This is a genomic window from Streptomyces globisporus (genome assembly GCF_003501885.1).
Classification (GTDB): Bacteria; Actinomycetota; Actinomycetes; order Streptomycetales; family Streptomycetaceae; genus Streptomyces; species Streptomyces globisporus_D.
In genome coordinates this window covers 49,707-66,308 of the sequence record NZ_QWFA01000003.1, presented here as the reverse complement: position 1 = coordinate 66,308, position 16,602 = coordinate 49,707, and the positions used below count along the sequence as shown (strand labels likewise).

The 16,602-nt window shown below is 69.6% G+C and carries 15 protein-coding genes and 1 pseudogene; 10 read left to right on the top strand and 6 right to left on the bottom strand.

Features of this window, described 5'->3' with window-relative positions:
• Positions 1 to 80 precede the first annotated feature (80 nt).
• The gene (locus D3105_RS01315) at positions 81 to 1,394 is read right to left on the bottom strand and encodes a glycosyltransferase family 4 protein (RefSeq protein ID WP_118899168.1); all 1,314 of its coding nucleotides are present in this window, start codon (positions 1,392 to 1,394) and stop codon (positions 81 to 83) included.
• Positions 1,395 to 1,658: 264 nt separating this feature from the next.
• Here D3105_RS01315 and D3105_RS01310 point away from each other — a divergent pair, with 264 nt between their 5' ends.
• A complete protein-coding gene (locus tag D3105_RS01310) occupies positions 1,659 to 2,270 on the top strand; it encodes a TetR family transcriptional regulator (protein ID WP_118899167.1) in 612 nt (203 codons plus the stop codon).
• On the opposite strand, the gene D3105_RS01305 is transcribed toward D3105_RS01310, so the two are convergent.
• The 3 genes from D3105_RS01305 to D3105_RS01295 are packed head-to-tail and all read right to left on the bottom strand — an operon-like array spanning position 2,236 to position 4,057.
• Positions 2,236 to 2,889: a 4'-phosphopantetheinyl transferase family protein gene (locus tag D3105_RS01305; protein ID WP_118899166.1), complete on the bottom strand. Its 654-nt coding sequence runs from the start codon at positions 2,887 to 2,889 to the stop codon at positions 2,236 to 2,238. The genes D3105_RS01310 and D3105_RS01305 overlap by 35 nt on opposite strands.
• Positions 2,886 to 3,137: an acyl carrier protein gene (locus tag D3105_RS01300; RefSeq protein WP_118899165.1), complete on the bottom strand. Its 252-nt coding sequence runs from the start codon at positions 3,135 to 3,137 to the stop codon at positions 2,886 to 2,888. The genes D3105_RS01305 and D3105_RS01300 overlap by 4 nt, the downstream gene beginning before the upstream one ends.
• Before the next feature lie 59 nt (positions 3,138 to 3,196).
• Positions 3,197 to 4,057: a hypothetical protein gene (locus D3105_RS01295; RefSeq protein WP_118899164.1), complete on the bottom strand. Its 861-nt coding sequence runs from the start codon at positions 4,055 to 4,057 to the stop codon at positions 3,197 to 3,199.
• Between the two features lie 330 nt (positions 4,058 to 4,387).
• Here D3105_RS01295 and D3105_RS01290 point away from each other — a divergent pair, with 330 nt between their 5' ends.
• The 8 genes and pseudogenes from D3105_RS01290 (at position 4,388) to D3105_RS01255 (ending at position 13,590) form a co-directional block, all read left to right on the top strand.
• Complete coding sequence (locus D3105_RS01290; protein WP_206272610.1) at positions 4,388 to 5,485, top strand: phytanoyl-CoA dioxygenase family protein; 1,098 nt, start codon at positions 4,388 to 4,390, stop codon at positions 5,483 to 5,485.
• On the top strand, positions 5,467 to 6,777 hold the full coding sequence (locus D3105_RS01285) for a DUF6271 family protein (RefSeq protein ID WP_118899162.1): 1,311 nt from the start codon (positions 5,467 to 5,469) through the stop codon (positions 6,775 to 6,777). Before D3105_RS01290 ends, D3105_RS01285 begins: the two co-directional genes overlap by 19 nt.
• A complete protein-coding gene (locus D3105_RS01280) occupies positions 6,774 to 8,540 on the top strand; it encodes a condensation domain-containing protein (RefSeq protein ID WP_118899161.1) in 1,767 nt (588 codons plus the stop codon). Before D3105_RS01285 ends, D3105_RS01280 begins: the two co-directional genes overlap by 4 nt.
• 1 nt (position 8,541) lies before the next feature.
• Positions 8,542 to 9,822 (top strand): MFS transporter, encoded by a 1,281-nt coding sequence (locus tag D3105_RS01275; protein ID WP_118899160.1) that lies wholly within the window; start codon positions 8,542 to 8,544, stop codon positions 9,820 to 9,822.
• A 160-nt stretch (positions 9,823 to 9,982) separates the two neighbouring features.
• A pseudogene (locus tag D3105_RS01270) lies at positions 9,983 to 11,779 on the top strand (RHS repeat-associated core domain-containing protein); the annotation flags it as partial.
• Positions 11,780 to 12,221: 442 nt separating this feature from the next.
• Entirely contained in the window at positions 12,222 to 12,743 is a 522-nt protein-coding gene (locus D3105_RS01265; RefSeq protein WP_118899158.1) for an Imm50 family immunity protein, read from the top strand.
• The gene (locus D3105_RS01260; RefSeq protein ID WP_118899157.1) at positions 12,740 to 13,147 is read left to right on the top strand and encodes an Imm50 family immunity protein; all 408 of its coding nucleotides are present in this window, start codon (positions 12,740 to 12,742) and stop codon (positions 13,145 to 13,147) included. Before D3105_RS01265 ends, D3105_RS01260 begins: the two co-directional genes overlap by 4 nt.
• A 53-nt stretch (positions 13,148 to 13,200) precedes the next feature.
• Complete coding sequence (locus D3105_RS01255) at positions 13,201 to 13,590, top strand: hypothetical protein (protein WP_240646765.1); 390 nt, start codon at positions 13,201 to 13,203, stop codon at positions 13,588 to 13,590.
• Positions 13,591 to 13,611: 21 nt separating this feature from the next.
• On the opposite strand, the gene D3105_RS01250 is transcribed toward D3105_RS01255, so the two are convergent.
• The gene (locus D3105_RS01250) at positions 13,612 to 13,845 is read right to left on the bottom strand and encodes a ferredoxin (protein ID WP_073218482.1); all 234 of its coding nucleotides are present in this window, start codon (positions 13,843 to 13,845) and stop codon (positions 13,612 to 13,614) included.
• Positions 13,845 to 15,314: an aldehyde dehydrogenase gene (locus D3105_RS01245; protein WP_118899156.1), complete on the bottom strand. Its 1,470-nt coding sequence runs from the start codon at positions 15,312 to 15,314 to the stop codon at positions 13,845 to 13,847. Before D3105_RS01245 ends, D3105_RS01250 begins: the two co-directional genes overlap by 1 nt.
• 197 nt (positions 15,315 to 15,511) lie before the next feature.
• Here D3105_RS01245 and D3105_RS01240 point away from each other — a divergent pair, with 197 nt between their 5' ends.
• Positions 15,512 to 16,573 carry an MBL fold metallo-hydrolase gene (locus tag D3105_RS01240; protein WP_118899155.1) on the top strand — a complete coding sequence of 354 codons (1,062 nt, stop codon included), beginning with the start codon at positions 15,512 to 15,514 and terminating at the stop codon, positions 16,571 to 16,573.
• Positions 16,574 to 16,602 lie beyond the last annotated feature (29 nt).

Here is a 16,602-nt window from a genome sequence, read left to right as displayed (position 1 = left end):
GCCTTCGAGGTCGGAGGTACGGGTGGTGACGAGCGGGTCCACGGTCGCCCGGGGGCGCGCGGCCACCCGGGAGTCCGCGGTCACCTGCGGACTCCGCGGGCGGTGATCGCCTGACGGTACAGCTCGGCCGTTCCGGCGGCCGCCCGGGCCCAGGTGAAGTTGGCCAGCACCCGTTCGCGGCCCGCCGCGCCGAGCCGGGCGCGCAGCTCCGGGTCGGCCAGCAGCCGGGCCAGCGCACCGGCCAGCGCGTCCGCGTCGCCGGGCTCCACCGCGAGGCAGGTCTCCCCGTCGCGGCCGGAGACCTCGGGGATCGCGCCGCCGGTGGTGGCGACGAGCGGGGTGCCGGTGGCCATGGCCTCGGCGGCGGGCAGTGAGAAACCCTCGTACAGCGAGGGCACACAGGAGACCTGGGCGCTGCGCACCAGGTCGACCAGCTCGGCGTCGCTGATGCCCTTGACGAACTCGACGGCGTCCGCGAGCCCGTGCCGCTCGATCGCGCGGGCGACCGGCCCGTCCTCGGCGCGCTTGCCGACGACGATGAGGTGGGCGGCGGGGTTCTCGGTGCGGAGCTTGGCGAGCGCGTCGACGAGGTGGACGAGGCCCTTGAGGGGGACGTCGGCGCTGGAGGTGGTGACGATGCGGCCCGAGACCTCGGGGACGGAGGGGTCGGGCGACCACAGGTCGGTGTCGGCGCCGATGTGGACGACGCTGATCCGGTCCTTGCGTACGCCGAGGTCCTCGACGATCTCGTCGCGGGAGGAGCCGGAGACGGTGAGGACGGTGTCCAGCTTGCGGGCGACCCGCTTCTGCATGCGGGTGAAGGCGTACCAGCGGCGTACGGAGGCGCGTCGGCGGCGGCTGGTCGCGGCGGCCAGGTCGAGCCTGCGGTCCACGGTGATGGGGTGGTGGATCGTCGTCACCAGCGGGGCCCCGAGGTCGCCGAGGAGTCCGTAACCGAGGGTCTGGTTGTCGTGGACGACGTCGAACTCGCCGCGCCGGGAGAGCAGATGGCGGCGGGCGCGCAGGCTGAAGGTGAGCGGCTCGGGGAAGCCGCCGGTCCACATGGTGGCGACCTCGGCGAGGTCGATCCAGTCGCGGTACTCGCCGCGCTTCGGGGTGCGGAAGGGGTCGGGCTGCCGGTAGAGGTCGAGGCTGGGCAGCTCGGTCAGCGGGACGCCCTCGTCGAGCACCGGGTAGGGCTGGGCGCCGATCACCTCGACGCTGTGGCCGAGGCGGGCCAGCTCGCGCCCGAGGTGGCGGACGTAGACGCCCTGGCCACCGCAGAACGGATTGCCCTTGTAGGTGAGGAGTGCGATGCGCAACGGCCGGTCGCCGGTGCCGGCGATGCTGCCGTCGCCCGTGCGGGGGCCTGTCTCCACGGCCTCAGCGGTCACACTCGGCCCCCTTCTGACTGCGTGTTCGCCGGAGCGTAACCGGTCGCGCTAATCTAGAACAAGTTTCAGACTTGGCTGAACAAGTTTCATACTTGATCGCTCGACGTGCATCGAATCTACCGGCAGGTAGCGTCGGTGGAACGGCCGGATCAGGTGATTCGCGCCACCACGGACGCCCCTGGCATGCTGTGCGCGCCCGGACGGCCCGCTTCGCCCGTTCGGGTGGATCAAGCCATGGATCGTGGATCGTGGAACGGGGACAGCATGACCGCGGACGCCAGACCGGCAGCGCCTGCGCTGACCGAGCGCCAGGAGGCCCGTCGCCGCCGCATCCTGCACGCCAGCGCCCAGCTGGCCAGCCGCGGCGGGTTCGAGGCGGTGCAGATGCGGGAGGTGGCCGAGGCCGCCGGAGTCGCCCTGGGCACGCTCTACCGCTACTTCCCGTCCAAGATCCATCTGCTGGTCGCGACCATGCAGGACCAGCTCCAGCACCTGCACACCACGCTCCGCAAGCGCCCGCCGGCCGGCGAGGACGCGGCCCAGCGGGTGGCCGAGACGCTGATGCGCGCCTTTCGCGCCCTCCAGCGCGAACCGCACCTCGCGGACGCCATGGTCCGCGCCCTCACCTTCGCCGACCGCAGTGTGAGCCCCGAGGTGGACACCGTCTCCCGGCTCACCACGGCGATCATCCTGGACGCGATGGGCCTGGAGCACCCGACCCCGGAACAGCTCTCGGCGGTCCGGGTGATCGAGCACACCTGGCACTCGGCGCTGATCACCTGGCTGTCGGGGCGGGCGTCGATCGCCCAGGTGAAGATCGACATCGAGACGGTCTGCCGCCTCATCGACCTGACGGCGGAGCCTGACCGAGGCTGAGCGACGGCACGGGGGCCCCGGCGACTCCGTCCGCTCCGGCGAGGGCCACCACGGCCGCGCGGAACCGGTCCGTCCACACGGTCAGCGGGACGTCGTCCCGCCCGGCCTTGAACAGCGCCTCCCGCCGGACCCACAACCGCAGCAGCGCCGGACCGGGATCCGGCTCGGCGCAGGCGGCGTCCACCTCGTCGTGCGGCAGCAGCCGCCTCAGTACGGAGGCGGGCCCCGGCCGACGCGTCAGGGGCTCCACATCGATACCGACCGGGCCCGGCCCGACCACCGCCGCGGCCAGACCGTCGGCATGGCTGAAACTGGCGCCGAGCCCGGGACGGTCCGAAAGGTACGGACGGCCGTGCCCGTCCCGCCCGCACCCGGGGCAGCGCTGGGCCGGAGTGACGTCCCGGGGCGGCAGCCCGGTGACCCGGGAGGCGCACAGCCGCAGCAGCAGCCGGGCCGCCACCACGTCGTCGCGCCGGGCGGGGACCCGGATGCCTGCGAGCCGGCGCCGCTCCCACGGGGCGAGCAGGCGCTCGTCCAGCTCCGGGTGGGCCAGCACCTCGGCGGTGGTGGCAACGCACGCGACGGCGGCCGCGCCCACCCCGCCGGGATCTGAACTCACCCGGCCGGGACCTCCGCGTGGTCGGCGGGGTCGAGGAAGCGCTCCTTGACGCGGGCCAGGGTGCGGAAGTCGTCGATGGTGACCTCTTGCAGATCGATGCTGCTGCCCGAGATCTCCTCCAGGAGATCGATGAACTCCAGGAAGTCCATCGAGTCGATGAGGCGGGCTTCGATGAGGTCCTCGTCCACGCCGATCGGGCCGTCGAGGCCGGGGTTCTTCTCGTGGAGCCACGCTGAGACCTGGTCCATGGGGGAAACGCTCCTCTTGCTGTTCTGGTGACCGAACCGTTCCGGCGGCCGGGGGGACGTCAGGATCCGGTCACGTTCCGGAGCCGCTCCAACGCCTGCTCGGCCGTGCCGTGGGCGAGGATCATCGCGTGCACCCAGCGCTCGACGCCGAAGGCGACGCAGGAGCTGTATGCCGGCCCGTGCGAGCCGGCCCGGATGCCGAGCCGCTCACCGAAGAAGTTGCGGTGCCGGTTGACGGAGGCGATGGCCGTGCCGTCGGGGGCGCTGTACTCGTACTTGACCGGATCCAGTGCCATCAGGCGGGCCCGGGACCCCCCGTTGTCGTAGAACGGGTCGTCGGCCGCCGCCCGAGTCAGGGTCAGCCCGAGCCGTCCGGCCACCTCCTGGACGAACTCACCGCCACACGCCTGGTGTTCGGTGGCCCCTTCCTTGGTGCCGAGGTAGAGCACCTCACGCATATGGAACCCCCACAGGCGGCGCAGGCCGTCGTAGTGGGTCTCGTTGCGGAAGCAGCGGCCGACCGCCGAGAGCCGCAGCCCGTTCTCGCGGACGTCCTCGCCCTCCAGGGAGAGCAGCAGGCCGTAGCAGGTCGCGGACGGCAGCACATGGCCGGTCGGATGGAGCGGGAGATCCTGGGGCGAGCCGCCGGAGGCCAGCCCGTCGAGCGCGTCCGGGCCGAACCGGCCTGCGGATACGCCGAGATGAGGGAAGTTGCGGAAGAAGTCCAGCCGCGCCAGCCCGTCGGCGGAGAGCAGGGGCGGCCCGACGACCTCGGGGGCGGAGAGCTGCGCGGCCAGACCGGTCAGCAGGTCGTCCAGGCCCCGCAGCAGGGCGGTGCGGACCGGGTCCAGCGTGATCAGCCCGGCGCCGGGGCTCTTCAGCTCGATGTCCGGCAGGGCGGTGATGCTGGGTGTGTTCATGGAACCGCGTCTTTCTGGAAAAGCGGGTTGACAGGTCGTCACGAACCCGACCACACCCTTGGACACTAGGCCCGCCGCTCGCCTGTTGTCTAGACCAAAGATACCGAACGGCAGGTATCGGTTCCATGGCCAACGGGCATAGGTCGGCATGCCATATCCCCATATGTACGCGGCACTTGACAGTCCGGGCGGTCTGGACCAATCCTGCTGATCGACGTGGTCACGGCTCCTCGCACCACGGCACTGCCATCCGTCCCGCCGACCGTGGCGACCCCGCTCCCCCGGGGTCGCCACGCGGCCGGCCGAGGAGAAGAACCTGCCATGAACCTCATGACGACCCCCACCCCCCGCCGCCGGCCCCGCCTGCACCGCGCGGCCTCGGACATCCCGTACTTCAGCGCGGACGGCGAGGCCTACCTCGCACAGACAGCCCTGCGGGAACTCGAAAAGTCGCGTCCGCTCCGGGTGCTGTCCGAGGAGGACTTCGCCCACTGGCAGACGTACGGCTACGTCATCGTCCGCGAGGCGATACCGGCGGCGACGGCCCGCCGACTGCTCGACTTCACCTGGGAGTTCCAGGGCCTGGACCCGGATCGTCCGGAGAGCTGGTACGAGGACCGGCCGCTGCGCTCCGAGCTGGACCAGCAACTGCACATCTACGGCTTCGTGGAGGCGTACCACCACCAACTCCTCTGGGACAACCGGCAGTCGCAGCGGGTGTACGACGCCTTCGTCGACGTGTGGGACTGCGAGGAGCTGTGGGTCACCCTGGACCGGCTCAACCTCAACCCGCCCAACCGGGGCAACCGCGACCGCGCGCTGATCGAGGCGACGGACCGGGGCTTCGACATCGAGCTGCACTGGGACATCGACACCACGCTCGCGGTGCCGCCGCAGCGGGTGCAGGGCATCATCGCGCTCAACGACACCCGGCCGGAGACGGGTGGTTTCCAGTGCTGCCCGGAGCTGTTCCGGCAGTTCGACGCCTGGAAGGTCGCCCAGCCCGCGGACCGGGATCCGTTGCGCCCGGCCATCGACCGGGACGAACTCCCTGTCGTACGACCGGATCTGCGCCCCGGTGACCTGCTGATCTGGAACGGTCTGCTGGCCCACGGGGTGGCCCGCAACCTCTCCGAGAACGGGGTGCGGGCCGTGCAGTACCTGTCGATGATGCCCGCCCTGGAGGAGCACGAGCGGCTGCGCACGTCCCGGGTGGAGTCCTGGCGCCATCTGCGCACCCCGCGCTGGAACCGCACCCTGGTCGGAGACCCGGTGCTGCACGAGTCCAAGCGCTACCCGACGGCCGAGCTGAACCCGCTGGGCAGCCGGCTGCTGGGGCTGGCCTCCTGGCAGGACCCGGTCGAGGATGCCGGGAGCACCGCACCCGCCGTGCGGAGCGGGGAGCCCTCGTGCGCCGCGTCTGCCTGACCCTGCCCACGCACCGGGCGTGCACCGGCACGATTGCGGCGATCGGCGAGGAAGCAACGTACGGGGCAAGGGAGTTCGGCGTCGAGGTTCACCTCCTGATCCTCGACTCCTCCCCCGCGCAGGTGCTCGCCGAGCACCGGCAGGCGGTGGCCGCGCTACCGGCGTCGCCCGGGGTGACCGTCCACCACCTCGACGAGGACGAGCAGCGGGCTTTCCTGCGCGAGGTGACGGTCCGGTCCGGCGCGGCCCGACCGGACCGACTGCTGGATCTGATGCTGCCGTCCTCCGTTTCCTACGGGGCCTGCACCAACCGGGCGTTCCTCATCGCCCAGGCCCTGGGCTGCACGTCCGTCCACCGCCGGGACTCCGACAGCCGCTACCAGCACGTCGACGGCGAGCCGGTCTTCCCCCTCCACCAGGAACTCACCTACCTGGGCCAACGGGCGGACGAAGTGAGGGAGTCGGCGACGAGGAGCAAGCTGCCACCGGGCTCGGGCGACCGCCGGGTGGCGGTCGCGGGCGGCTCGTTCGTGGGCGAGATGTCGGTGGACGTCGCGGAGATCCGCGACCTCGACCCGGACACGTACGGCGAACTGGTCGGCCTGTCGCTGCCCGAGGGCTCCCCGGAGATCTGGCGCAACCACCTGATCGACGCGTCGTTCCGGGGCGCGGGGAACGGGACGTTCGACGGCGACCACGCCACGCTCGCCCCGATCAGCCCGATGCGCGTGGACATGTGCAACGTGGCGCTGGACCGCGAGGTCTACCGCCGGGTGCCGATGCCGCCCGCCACGGACACCATCGGCACCGACTACTTCCTGCTCCACCTCACCCACGACGCCCGGTTGCCCGGCCTCCAGCACAACCGGCACATCGTGAACTTCCATACGGAGGAGCGGCGTACGGACGCCGGGTTCCTGGCGTACCAGGTCCGGTTCGCGAAGTTCCTTCTGGCGAAGGCGCATCTGAACACGGTGTACGCGAGGACGACGGCGGCCGGTGACGCGCTGCTCGACGCGGAGGGCCGCATCCGGGCGTCCGTGGTGGCCGGCTTCGTCAAAGACAGCGTGGACCTCGACCGTACGGACGTGACCCGCCGCCTGGACGTCATCAACCAGGCGTACGGCCGGCTCGGCGGCCGCTACACGACGGTCGCGGACACGCTCACGGACGGCCGCTCCCGCCTCCTGGACGAGGCCCGTGACGACATGGCCGACTTCGCCCACCTGATGGACCACTGGGAGGCCCTGACCGGTGCGAGCGCCGAAGCGGGCCTGGCCGTGACCCGATGACCCCCGCCGTCGGCAAGGACACCATGCACCGGAATCCCCAGCCCCTCACCACGACCACGGTCACCGTCGCCTACGCCGGCGGTGACGAGCGCCGGGGCCCTCTCACCATGGGCCAGGCCAACATGATCCGCTGCATCCTGCGGGACGACCCCACCCACATCAACATCCACGATGTGTGGCCGGTCCCCGAAGGCACCACCTCGGAGGCCGTCACCGACGCCCTGCGCGCCCTGGCCGTGCGGCACGAGGGGCTGCGCACCACCTTCCCGCACCCGCCGGGGGCCGCACCGGCCGACCAGGTCGTGGCGGCGGAGGGCACGTTCGCGGTGACCGTCCTCGACCATGCCGAACTCCCCGCTGATCCGGCGGGGTACGCGGAGTCGGTGGCGCGGGCGGCCCGGGCCGGGCGCTTCGCCCTGGAGCGGGAGTTCCCGCTGCGGATCACCCTGCTCACCGTGGCCGGACAACCGGCCTACGTGGCACTGGCGTTCAGCCACGCGGTGGCGGACGCCAGCGCGATGGCCATCCTGCGCGAGGAGTTCGCCGAACTGCTGGCGGGCAAGGAGCTGCCGGGGCTCACGTCCCTGCCCCCGGTCGACCTGGCCGCCGTGGAGGCGTCCCCGGCCGGGCTGCGGAAGTCGGAGGCTTCCCTGCGGTACTGGGAGCGGATCCTCCGCACCGGGCCGCAGGAGATGTTCGCGGAGCCGCGCGGCAGGAGGCCGGGCATCGAGGAGGAGGCCCGGCAGCTGACGCTCCGCTCGCGCCGGGGCGCCGGGGCGCTCGCCGGGGCGGCCCGCCGCACCGGGCACCCCGAGGCCACCGTGCTGATGGCCGCCTGGTGCGCCCTGGTGGCCCACCGGGCGGGCCAGGACAGCTGTGTCACCGCCGTCCCGAGCGCCAACCGGTTCCACGCCCGGGTCGCCCGTTCGGTGACCACCACGTCCCAGGACGCGCTGCTCCACCTCGACGTCCGGGTGCCGACGTTCGACGCCCTGGTCGCCCGGACGTGGGGCGCGGTGCTCGACGCCTACCGGCACAGCCGGTTCGACTCCGTACGGCTGTGGGAGATGATCGACCGGGTCACCGCCGAGCGCGGCAGCCACTTCGGCCGGGACGTGGTGTTCAACGACGTGAGCGCCCTGCCCGCCCCGCTCCTGGGCACCGACGCGCAGGACGGCGCCGACGCCGGGCCGGAGCTGACCTGGGGGCCGCCCCAGACGCTGCCGACCCGGCTGCTCGCCTTCACGTACCGGACGGCACCTCAGCTCCACATCTCCCTGTGGGCCGCCCCTTCGGTGTTCACCCCCGAGGAGGCGGAGGGGTTCCTCTCCGGGCTGGTCCTGCTCCTGGAAGCGGCCGCCGCCGGGGACGTGCCGATGGAGGCGCTGGCCGAGGTGACGGGAGTACGTCCCGCCGAACGCGGACCCGACTGGCACCGGGTCGACGGCTGCTGGGTCTCGCCCGACGCGGTGCGCGACACCCTCGGCCGGGCGGTGGGCGGACTGCCGGTGCGGGTGCAGGTGACCGAGGCGGCCGGCGCGGACCCGCGCCTGACGGCGTACATCGCCCTCGGCGACACCTCGTTGACACCCACCGAGGCCCACCGGGCGCTGACCGCCCTCATCCCGGCGGCCGGTTCAGGGGTCCTGGCACCCCACCGCTACGTACTCGTCGAGAACCCGCCCGCCGAGCCGGACCGGAGCGACGCGTGGCGTCGACTGAACACCATCGATGAAGGGACCGGCAGAAGCCGGCAGGTGTGACATGAGCGTTGACGACACGACCCTCCCGCAGCAGCCGTCCACGCTGCCGAGCCCTTGGCGGTCGCACCGGTTCCGGCTGTTCTTCACGGCCCGCAGCGCGTCGTTGCTGGCCGACGGCATGCTGATGGTCTCGCTGACCACGGCGGTGCTGGGGGCGGGCCACGGTGCGAGCGGCGTCGGGTACGCGCTGGCGGCGTGGATGACCCCGATCGTTCTGCTGGTGCTGTTCGGCGGAGTGCTGGCCGACCGGTTCACGCCGCAGCTGATGATGATCTGCGCGGACGTGGCGCGCATGCTGGCCATGCTCACGCTGGCCGCTCTGCTCTTCTCCTCCGACAGCGTCCCGCTGTGGCAGATCATGGGGCTGATGGCGCTGAGCGGGGCCGCGACGGCGATGTTCCAGCCCGGAATGGCGAGCATGGTGCCCCGGGTCGCGGAGGACATCCAGAAGGCCAACGCGCTGCTGCGGATCTCCGAGGCGCTGAGCACCCTGCTGGGCCCGGGCCTGGCGGGCATCCTCGTCGCGTACTGGCAGGTGTCGGGCTCGTACATCGTCATCGCGGCGGCGTACGCGCTCAGCGCCTTCGTCCTCCTCCCCCTGCGCAAGCTGCACACGGAACGCGACGAGGGCGACGCCCCGATGTGGCGCAGGCTGGCGACGGGCTGGCAGGAGTTCCGGTCCCGCCAGTGGCTGTGGGGCGTGATCGCGGTCTGGTCCGTGTACGGCCTGTTCGTGTTCGGCCCGGCGCTGCCGCTGGGCGCGGCGCTGATGATCGAGCAGCACGGGGCGAGCGGGTACGGCTGGATCGCCTCGGCGGACGGCGCTGGCACGATCATCGGCGGCCTGATCGGCATGCGCGTCCGCCCTCGCCGCCCTCTGGTGGCGGGCGCCCTGGCGATGCTCTGCTTCGCGCTCAACCCGTTGGCCCCGGCCCTGGAATGGTCTTTCGCGGCCACGGCGATCGCCCACGTGATCGCGGGCTACGGCTTCGCGTTCTGGGGCGTGATGTGGGCGACGAGCGTCCAGTCGCACATCCCCCTTACGGTCCTGAGCCGCGTCTCGGCGTACGACGTCGCGGGCTCCATCATGGTCATCCCCCTGGGCCGCGCCCTGGCGGGCCCGGCGGCGGACGCGTTCGGCGCGAACGAGGTGCTGATCTTCTCGTCGGTGATGTCGTGCGCGCTGCTGGCGGTGATGCTGAGCGTCCCGGCGATCCGGGCACTGCGGCGGGCGCCGGGGGGCGTGCTCCGGCCGAAGGCGGAGGGCGAACCGGCGGTCTGACCTCGTGCTGACCCTCGTGCGATCAGACCCGCACAACCGTCACGTCGTACTGCGGGATCCAGGCGTTGCGCGTGACGAGAGCCAGCCGATGGGCCTGCGCCTGAGCGACGAGCAGCCGGTCGAAGGGGTCCTCGTGAACCATCGGCAGCCGCCCGGCGCCCTCAGCTACGCCCGCGACGCGGCCGGTCGGCTCACCACCCGCACGAATGCCCTTGGCCAGACCATCCGCTACGAGCTGGACCGTATCGTCCGCAAGGACGCATCGGGCGCCGTCACCACCTTCGCCTACGATCTCACTGGCCAACTCGCGGAAGCGGTCAACGCGGACGCGACTGTCACCTGGCTCCGCGACCAGTACGGCCGCCTCAAGTCGGAGACGGTCAACGGCAGAACCCTGTCGTACATCTACGACGAACTGGGCCGCCGAACCGGCCGTACAACACCCAGTGGAGCCGTCAGCACCTGGACCTACGATGCGGCAGGACGCCGGACCTCTCTGACGACGTCAGGCCGCACTCTCACCTTCGAGCACGACGCAGCAGGCCAGGAAGTCACCCGCCGCCTGGGCGAACACATCACCATCGCCTCACAGTTCGACGCCAGGGGACGCCTCACCACCCAACAGATCGCGGGGGCAGGCAGAAGCATTCAGCGTCGGGACTACACCTACCGCGCCGATGGCCACCTCGTCGGCCTCACCGACCAGCTCTCCGGAACGAAGACATTCGACGTCGACATGGCGGGCCGCGTAACTGCTGTCCACGCCGCGAACTGGACAGAGCGGTACGCGTACGACGCGGCGGGCAACCAGACGGACGCTTCCTGGCCCAATTCCCACCCCGGCCAGGAAGCCGTCGGACCCCGCTCCTACACCGGCACGACCATCACCCGCGCTGGCAACGTCCGCTACGAACACGACGCACTGGGTCGGATCACCCTGCGCCAGAAAACCCGCCTCTCGCGTAAGCCGGATACCTGGCGATACGAGTGGGACGCCGAGGACCAGGTGCGCTCGGTCACCACACCGGACGGGGCTGTGTGGCTCTACCGGTATGACGCATTGGGACGTCGTGTTTCGAAGCAATGTTCTGACAGAATCAGCAAACCTGCCTCAGAATCAACATTTTTCACTTGGGATGGACTTGCACTCTGCGAACAGTCCAGCAATTCGACGGAGCTGAGCAACCCTGTCTCCTTGACCTGGGACTATCAGGGCAGATTCCCAGTTACTCAAACAGAGCGTGTAACAGCGGGTGACCCATCCGGGCCCCAGATCGCTCAGCGCTTCTTCAGCATTGTCACCGACCTGATCGGCGCCCCTGCAGAACTTATCGACGAAGAGGGCAATGTCGCCTGGCGCACCCGCACTACCCTGTGGGGTGCCACCACGTGGAATTCGGATGCCGGAACGTATACCCCACTACGCTTCCCAGGGCAGTACCGTGACCCAGAATCAGGATTTCACTACAACGTACACCGATACTACGACCCTGAAGCCGCCCGATATTCCTCGACAGATCCACTGGGCCTGCAAGCATCCCCCAATGCGGTAGCCTACGTCGAAAACCCCATCACACAGTATGACCCTCTGAGCCTCTCACCGTACGACTTGCAAGATATGGGTGGCGGTTGGTTCAGGAGTCAAGGGGGGTTGGACTACGGCCCCGGCCACAACGGCGAGCATCGAATCACCCATGTAATGCAGCACGCGAGAGAGGACTTGAGCAAACCAAATCACGGGATTTTCGACACTGGAAGTAAAGGAATTCTGGAAACCGTCGACGAAGCTTGGAATCGGAAAGACTTGGCCGTCAAAATAAACGATCAAGGTGCACGACAAACCTACATAATTCCCATGGGTCGCCAGGTTGGCTTCAATCCGGGAGAGAATTTCATATCTATCACAGTTGAGCATGGAAACGAAGTAATTACCGCATTTCCCAGGAGCTTCAATTGAACAAAAAAATCCTCTGCAGTCATTGCGAGCAGGACTGGCTCGAACTCTTCATGACCCGAATCTCCAAGGAACCCTTTCATATGTGTCCAGAGTGTGAATCAATCTGGCTGGAAGGTCAGGACGTCCACGACGACACGGAGATGTATCTAGGTGAATTTCTCGAGTCCAGAGGGATCTCCTGGGACGGGATCACAAAGTGCACCACCTGATTGGTCTCAATTTACTCACCCCCCTGCCCCATCTTCGCACCTAGGGAGAGTCACCCGATTTCCAGGCACGCACTGCGCCCATATATTGCACCACCCGAGGAGGGGTCCGAGTGGTGGAGTGGGGGGCGCATGCCCCCCACTCCACCAAGCCGCCTGCAAATTATCCCAACTCCGGCTCTTCCTGCCAAGCGCATGCGGAAGCACAGCAGGACTGAAAGCTCCTCGAGGTCGCGATGGTGGAATTCCCTCTGATGGCCCCACATTGGATCTACCTGGTAAGAAACTCAGACGTCCTCGGCACTCTGTACTCCGATGTTCCACCGCTGGAGTCGGTGCGCCTGAGGTCCTTCCATCTCGACTGGCGGGGCCCCGCTCTGACGCTGCGGGTCGACCTCCCCACTTACCCGGACCCGGACCGCGTACCGCTCGAGTGGTCTGAGCGTGGCCACGACAATCTGCAGCTACAGGTGCAGTTCGTGGCCGTGGAAGATCTGACCGTGCGCGGATGGATTCCGACCGTCCCGGTCGATATCAGCCTTGCTGCGCTGCCCTGTCGAAGGATCCTCGTTCGCATCGCCGAAGTCGGCTTCGAGTTCTCCTTCACCGCCAGTGATTCCCTCACCATCGGCCACATCAGTTCATACCGTATGACCGAAACCAGGTCGGACGAGGTTCCTCATAGCTTCGTGAGCCGCCTCGATACGCGCCTGTTCACCTCACCCCCCGGAACACATGAGAGCACCTTCTATCAATGAGCGGGTCTGATTGGGCTCGTCTTCTCGACGACCCGCTATCCATCCAGAGCTTGTACGACGAAGAGCCGGACCTCAACCAGTGCGACCTGTTCCATGTGCTGGCGGACGAGCGAGGAGACAGCATCACGCTGGGATTCAAGACCGCGCACACCCCCGTGCGCAGCAGGCCCGAGTGGGAAGGGAAGGTGTACAACTCCTTCACCTTCTACCTCGTCTTTTCCCGGGTTGAACAACTCAGCGTCCAGGGATGGGCGGCTCCGGCATGCAAGACGGTGTCCATCCGGCGTGACCCCGACGAGAAGCTGTCGGTCGCCATCACGTCGGAGGAGGCGTCCCTCCTCTTTCGCGCCCGTTCCGTCGTCCTGTCCGCAGCGCGCGTGGGGTTGGTGTCGTCATCCGTATAACCGGTGTGGGACAAGGCCCCTCGCGATGGGACTGGCAGGCCTGTGGTTTGGAGGTGGCGGAAGGCGCCGAGGTGCCCACCGCGGCGCCTTCCGCCACCAAGGCTATTCACATGGTCGCCGGTATCGACGTGGAACCGGCCCTGATGATCGATGCAGCGATGCCCGGTGCCCTGGAGCAGCTCGATCTCCAGTGGCACGAAAAGGCGTGGCCCGTGCTCGCCGGCCCGGGGTCCGGGACGTTCCTCATTCTGCCGCCAGGGGGCGGTGGCGCTGCCGTCGGATGGGCCCCCGTAGAGGACATCGCGGCCCCGGGCTTGCCGTCTCGCATTGCTGCGGCGACCGGGACTCCCGAGTTTGTGGCGTTGTCCGCCGATGGGACGCACCTGTGCGCGGCAACGGAGGAAGAGTACGAGTACTGGATCATCGTGCGTTCGCTCGGCTGAGCCGGGCGGTCACGCTCCCCCTCACTCCTCCGGCGGAAAAACCACCTCCCCCGACCCCGCCAGCGTCAGCGTGATCGCCTCCACCGGGCAGCCCTCCGCCGCCGCCAGGACGTGTTCGCCCGCGTCGCGGTCCTCCGTCGTCGGGTGGGACTGGCGGGCAGAGTCCAGGTGGAAGGCGTCGCCCGCGTGGTTGACGCACATGCCGGAGCCGATGCAGACCGAGCGGTCGACCTCCACGTGCCAGCGGTCGCCCATCACGCCTCCCGGTAGCCGGCGGGCAGGTGGATCATCTTGTGCTCGAAGAACTCGCCGTAGCCCTCGGGGCCGAACTCGCGGCCCAGGCCGGAGTTCTTGTAGCCGCCGAACGGGCCGAGCATGTCGAGGCTGAAGGTGTTCACGCTGTACGTGCCCGTGCGGATGCGGCGGGCGATGTCGATGCCGCGTTCCGTGTCCGCCGTCCAGACGCTGCCGCTGAGGCCGTACGGGGAGTCGTCGGCGATGCGGACCGCCTCGGCCTCGTCTCCGTACGGGATCAGGCAGATCACGGGGCCGAAGATCTCCTCGCGGGCGACGCGCATGGAGTTGTCGACCGAGCCGAAGAGGGTGGGTTCGACGTACCAGCCGCGTTCCTGGGAGGCCGGCACGTTGCCTCCTGTGAGGATCTTGGCGCCTTCCTCCTGGCCCAACCTGATGTAGTCCAGGGAGCGTTGCTGCTGGCGTCGGGCCACCAGCGGGCCCAGTTCCGTTGTCGGGTCCAGGGGGTCGCCCACTCGCAGTGCTCCCGCCGCTGCCGCGAACGCCTCCGCTATTTCCTCGTACCGGGAGCGCGGAGCCAGGATGCGGGTCTGCGCCACGCACGCCTGGCCGTTGATCATCCAGGCGAACGGGACGATGCCCGCCACCGCCGCCTCCAGGTCCGCGTCCGGCAGGATCACCGCCGCCGACTTGCCGCCCAACTCCAGGGTGACGCGGGTCAGGTTGCGCGAGGCCACCTCCATCACCCGGCGGCCGGCCGCCACCGAGCCGGTGAAGGAGACCTTGTCCACGTCCGGGTGGCCCACCAGGTACTCGCTGACCTCCCGGTCGGCCGGGAGGATGGAGAGGACTCCGGGCGGCAGGCCCGCCTCCTCGACTATCTCCGCCAACACATAAGCGTCCAGCGGGGTTTCCGGGGAGACCTTCAACACCGCCGTGCAACCCGCCAGCAGCGCCGGGGCCAGCTTCGCCGCCGCCGTGAACTGCGGGACGTTCCAGGGGACGACCGCCGCCACCACGCCCACCGGTTCGCGGCGGAGCAGCAGCGGGCCGAGGACGCCGTCGCGCCGTTCCTCGTAAGGGAACGTCCGCGCCACCGTGATCGCCGAGTCCCAGACCATCATCGCGGCCAGCGCCTGCACCATGACGCTCGCGCTGTACGGGGTGCCGTTCTGCGCACTGATCAGGCGCGCGAACTCCTCGTGGCGTACGGCGAAGGCATCCTTGATCCGCGTGATCACCGCGATCCGGTCATCCAGCGGCATGCGTGGCCAGGGGCCCTCGTCGAAGGCCTGGCGGGCCGCCGCGACCGCCCGGTCCACGTCGGCCTTCGAAGCGTGCGGCACCCGGCCGATGACCTGTTCGGTGTGCGGGGAGATCACCTCGATGACCTCGGTGGAGAGCGGATCGGTGAACTCCCCGCCGATGAAGAGGCGTCCGTGCTCCACCAGCTCCGTACGTTCCGTCATGGCCTTCGCCTCCCGTGAACCCGTACGCCAGTACATCCTCAGCTGACTGTTCGTCAGAACTGATACCAGTTCTTGTTTCAGTAGTCCACGGGGGACGCGGCGTCAATGACCCCCGCCCTCCTCCGACTTGGTAGGCCCGGGCTACCACTGGAACGAGTTCTCGTTACAGTGGAGGCCGAAGCGGAGAAGGGGAGCCCATGGCGCAGGTGACTCACGGGACCGGGACGCAGGTGGCCGATCACGGCGGGGGTGTCCACAGCATCAGGGTGCCCATCCCGGACAATCCCCTCGGGCACACCCTGGTCCACCTCGTCGACACCGACCGGGGGCCCGTCCTCATCGATACCGGCTGGGACGACCCCGCCTCCTGGGACGCCCTGGTCGCCGGGCTCTCCGCCCTCGGCACCGCCGTCACCGACATCCACGGCGTCGTCATCACCCACCACCACCCCGACCACCACGGCCTCTCCGGCCAGGTCCGCGAGGCGTCCGGGGCATGGATCGCGATGCACGAGGCCGACACCGCGATCGTCCGGCGTACCCGGGACGCCGAGCCCGGCACCTGGATCGACTACCTCACCCGCAAGCTCGCCGCCGTCGGCGCGCCAGACGACCACCTCGCCCCGCTGCGCGCCGCCCGCAGCGGAGGGCGGCTGCGGACCCTGCCCGGGCTGCGCGCCGCCCTGCCGGACAGGGAGATCGCCCCCGGTGAGCTGCTCGACCTCGCCGGGCGGCGGCTCCGTGCCGTCTGGACCCCCGGGCACACCCCGGGCCACGTCTGCCTCCACCTGGAGGAGCGGCATCCCGCCGGGCTGGCCGGGAACGGGCGGCTGTTCTCCGGCGATCACCTGCTGCCGGGGATCAGTCCGCACATCGGGCTGTACGAGGACCCGGACGACACCGCCGTCACCGATCCGCTGGGCGACTACCTCGCCTCGCTGGAGCGGATCGACCGGCTCGGGGTGGCGGAGGTGCTGCCCGCGCACCAGCACGCCTTCACCGATGCGGGCGGGCGCGTGCGGGAGCTGCTGGACCACCACGAGGAGCGGCTGACCGGGCTCCTCGCCCTGCTCGCCACGCCCCTCACCCCGTGGCAGCTCGCCGAGCGGATGGAGTGGAACCGGCCCTGGGAGCAGATCCCGCACGGTTCGCGGTCCATCGCCGTGTCGGAGGCCGAGTCCCACCTGCGGCGGCTCGTGAAGCTCGGCCGCGCGGAGGCCGTCCCTGGCGGGACCCCGGTGACGTACATCGCCGTGTGACGTCCCGCCCCGGCGTGGCCCGCGCCCCG

What these genes read in the sequence shown, in the direction of transcription:
- D3105_RS01310 (WP_118899167.1), top strand. Translation starts at nt 1,659, where the DNA reads ATGACCGCGGACGCCAGACCGGCAGCGCCTGCGCTGACCGAGCGCCAG.
- D3105_RS01300 (WP_118899165.1), bottom strand. Translation starts at nt 3,137, where the DNA reads ATGGACCAGGTCTCAGCGTGGCTCCACGAGAAGAACCCCGGCCTCGAC.
- D3105_RS01295 (WP_118899164.1), bottom strand. Translation starts at nt 4,057, where the DNA reads ATGAACACACCCAGCATCACCGCCCTGCCGGACATCGAGCTGAAGAGC.
- D3105_RS01290 (WP_206272610.1), top strand. Translation starts at nt 4,388, where the DNA reads ATGACGACCCCCACCCCCCGCCGCCGGCCCCGCCTGCACCGCGCGGCC.
- D3105_RS01280 (WP_118899161.1), top strand. Translation starts at nt 6,774, where the DNA reads ATGACCCCCGCCGTCGGCAAGGACACCATGCACCGGAATCCCCAGCCC.
- D3105_RS01275 (WP_118899160.1), top strand. Translation starts at nt 8,542, where the DNA reads ATGAGCGTTGACGACACGACCCTCCCGCAGCAGCCGTCCACGCTGCCG.
- D3105_RS01265 (WP_118899158.1), top strand. Translation starts at nt 12,222, where the DNA reads ATGGTGGAATTCCCTCTGATGGCCCCACATTGGATCTACCTGGTAAGA.
- D3105_RS01260 (WP_118899157.1), top strand. Translation starts at nt 12,740, where the DNA reads ATGAGCGGGTCTGATTGGGCTCGTCTTCTCGACGACCCGCTATCCATC.
- D3105_RS01250 (WP_073218482.1), bottom strand. Translation starts at nt 13,845, where the DNA reads ATGGGCGACCGCTGGCACGTGGAGGTCGACCGCTCGGTCTGCATCGGC.
- D3105_RS01245 (WP_118899156.1), bottom strand. Translation starts at nt 15,314, where the DNA reads ATGACGGAACGTACGGAGCTGGTGGAGCACGGACGCCTCTTCATCGGC.
- D3105_RS01240 (WP_118899155.1), top strand. Translation starts at nt 15,512, where the DNA reads ATGGCGCAGGTGACTCACGGGACCGGGACGCAGGTGGCCGATCACGGC.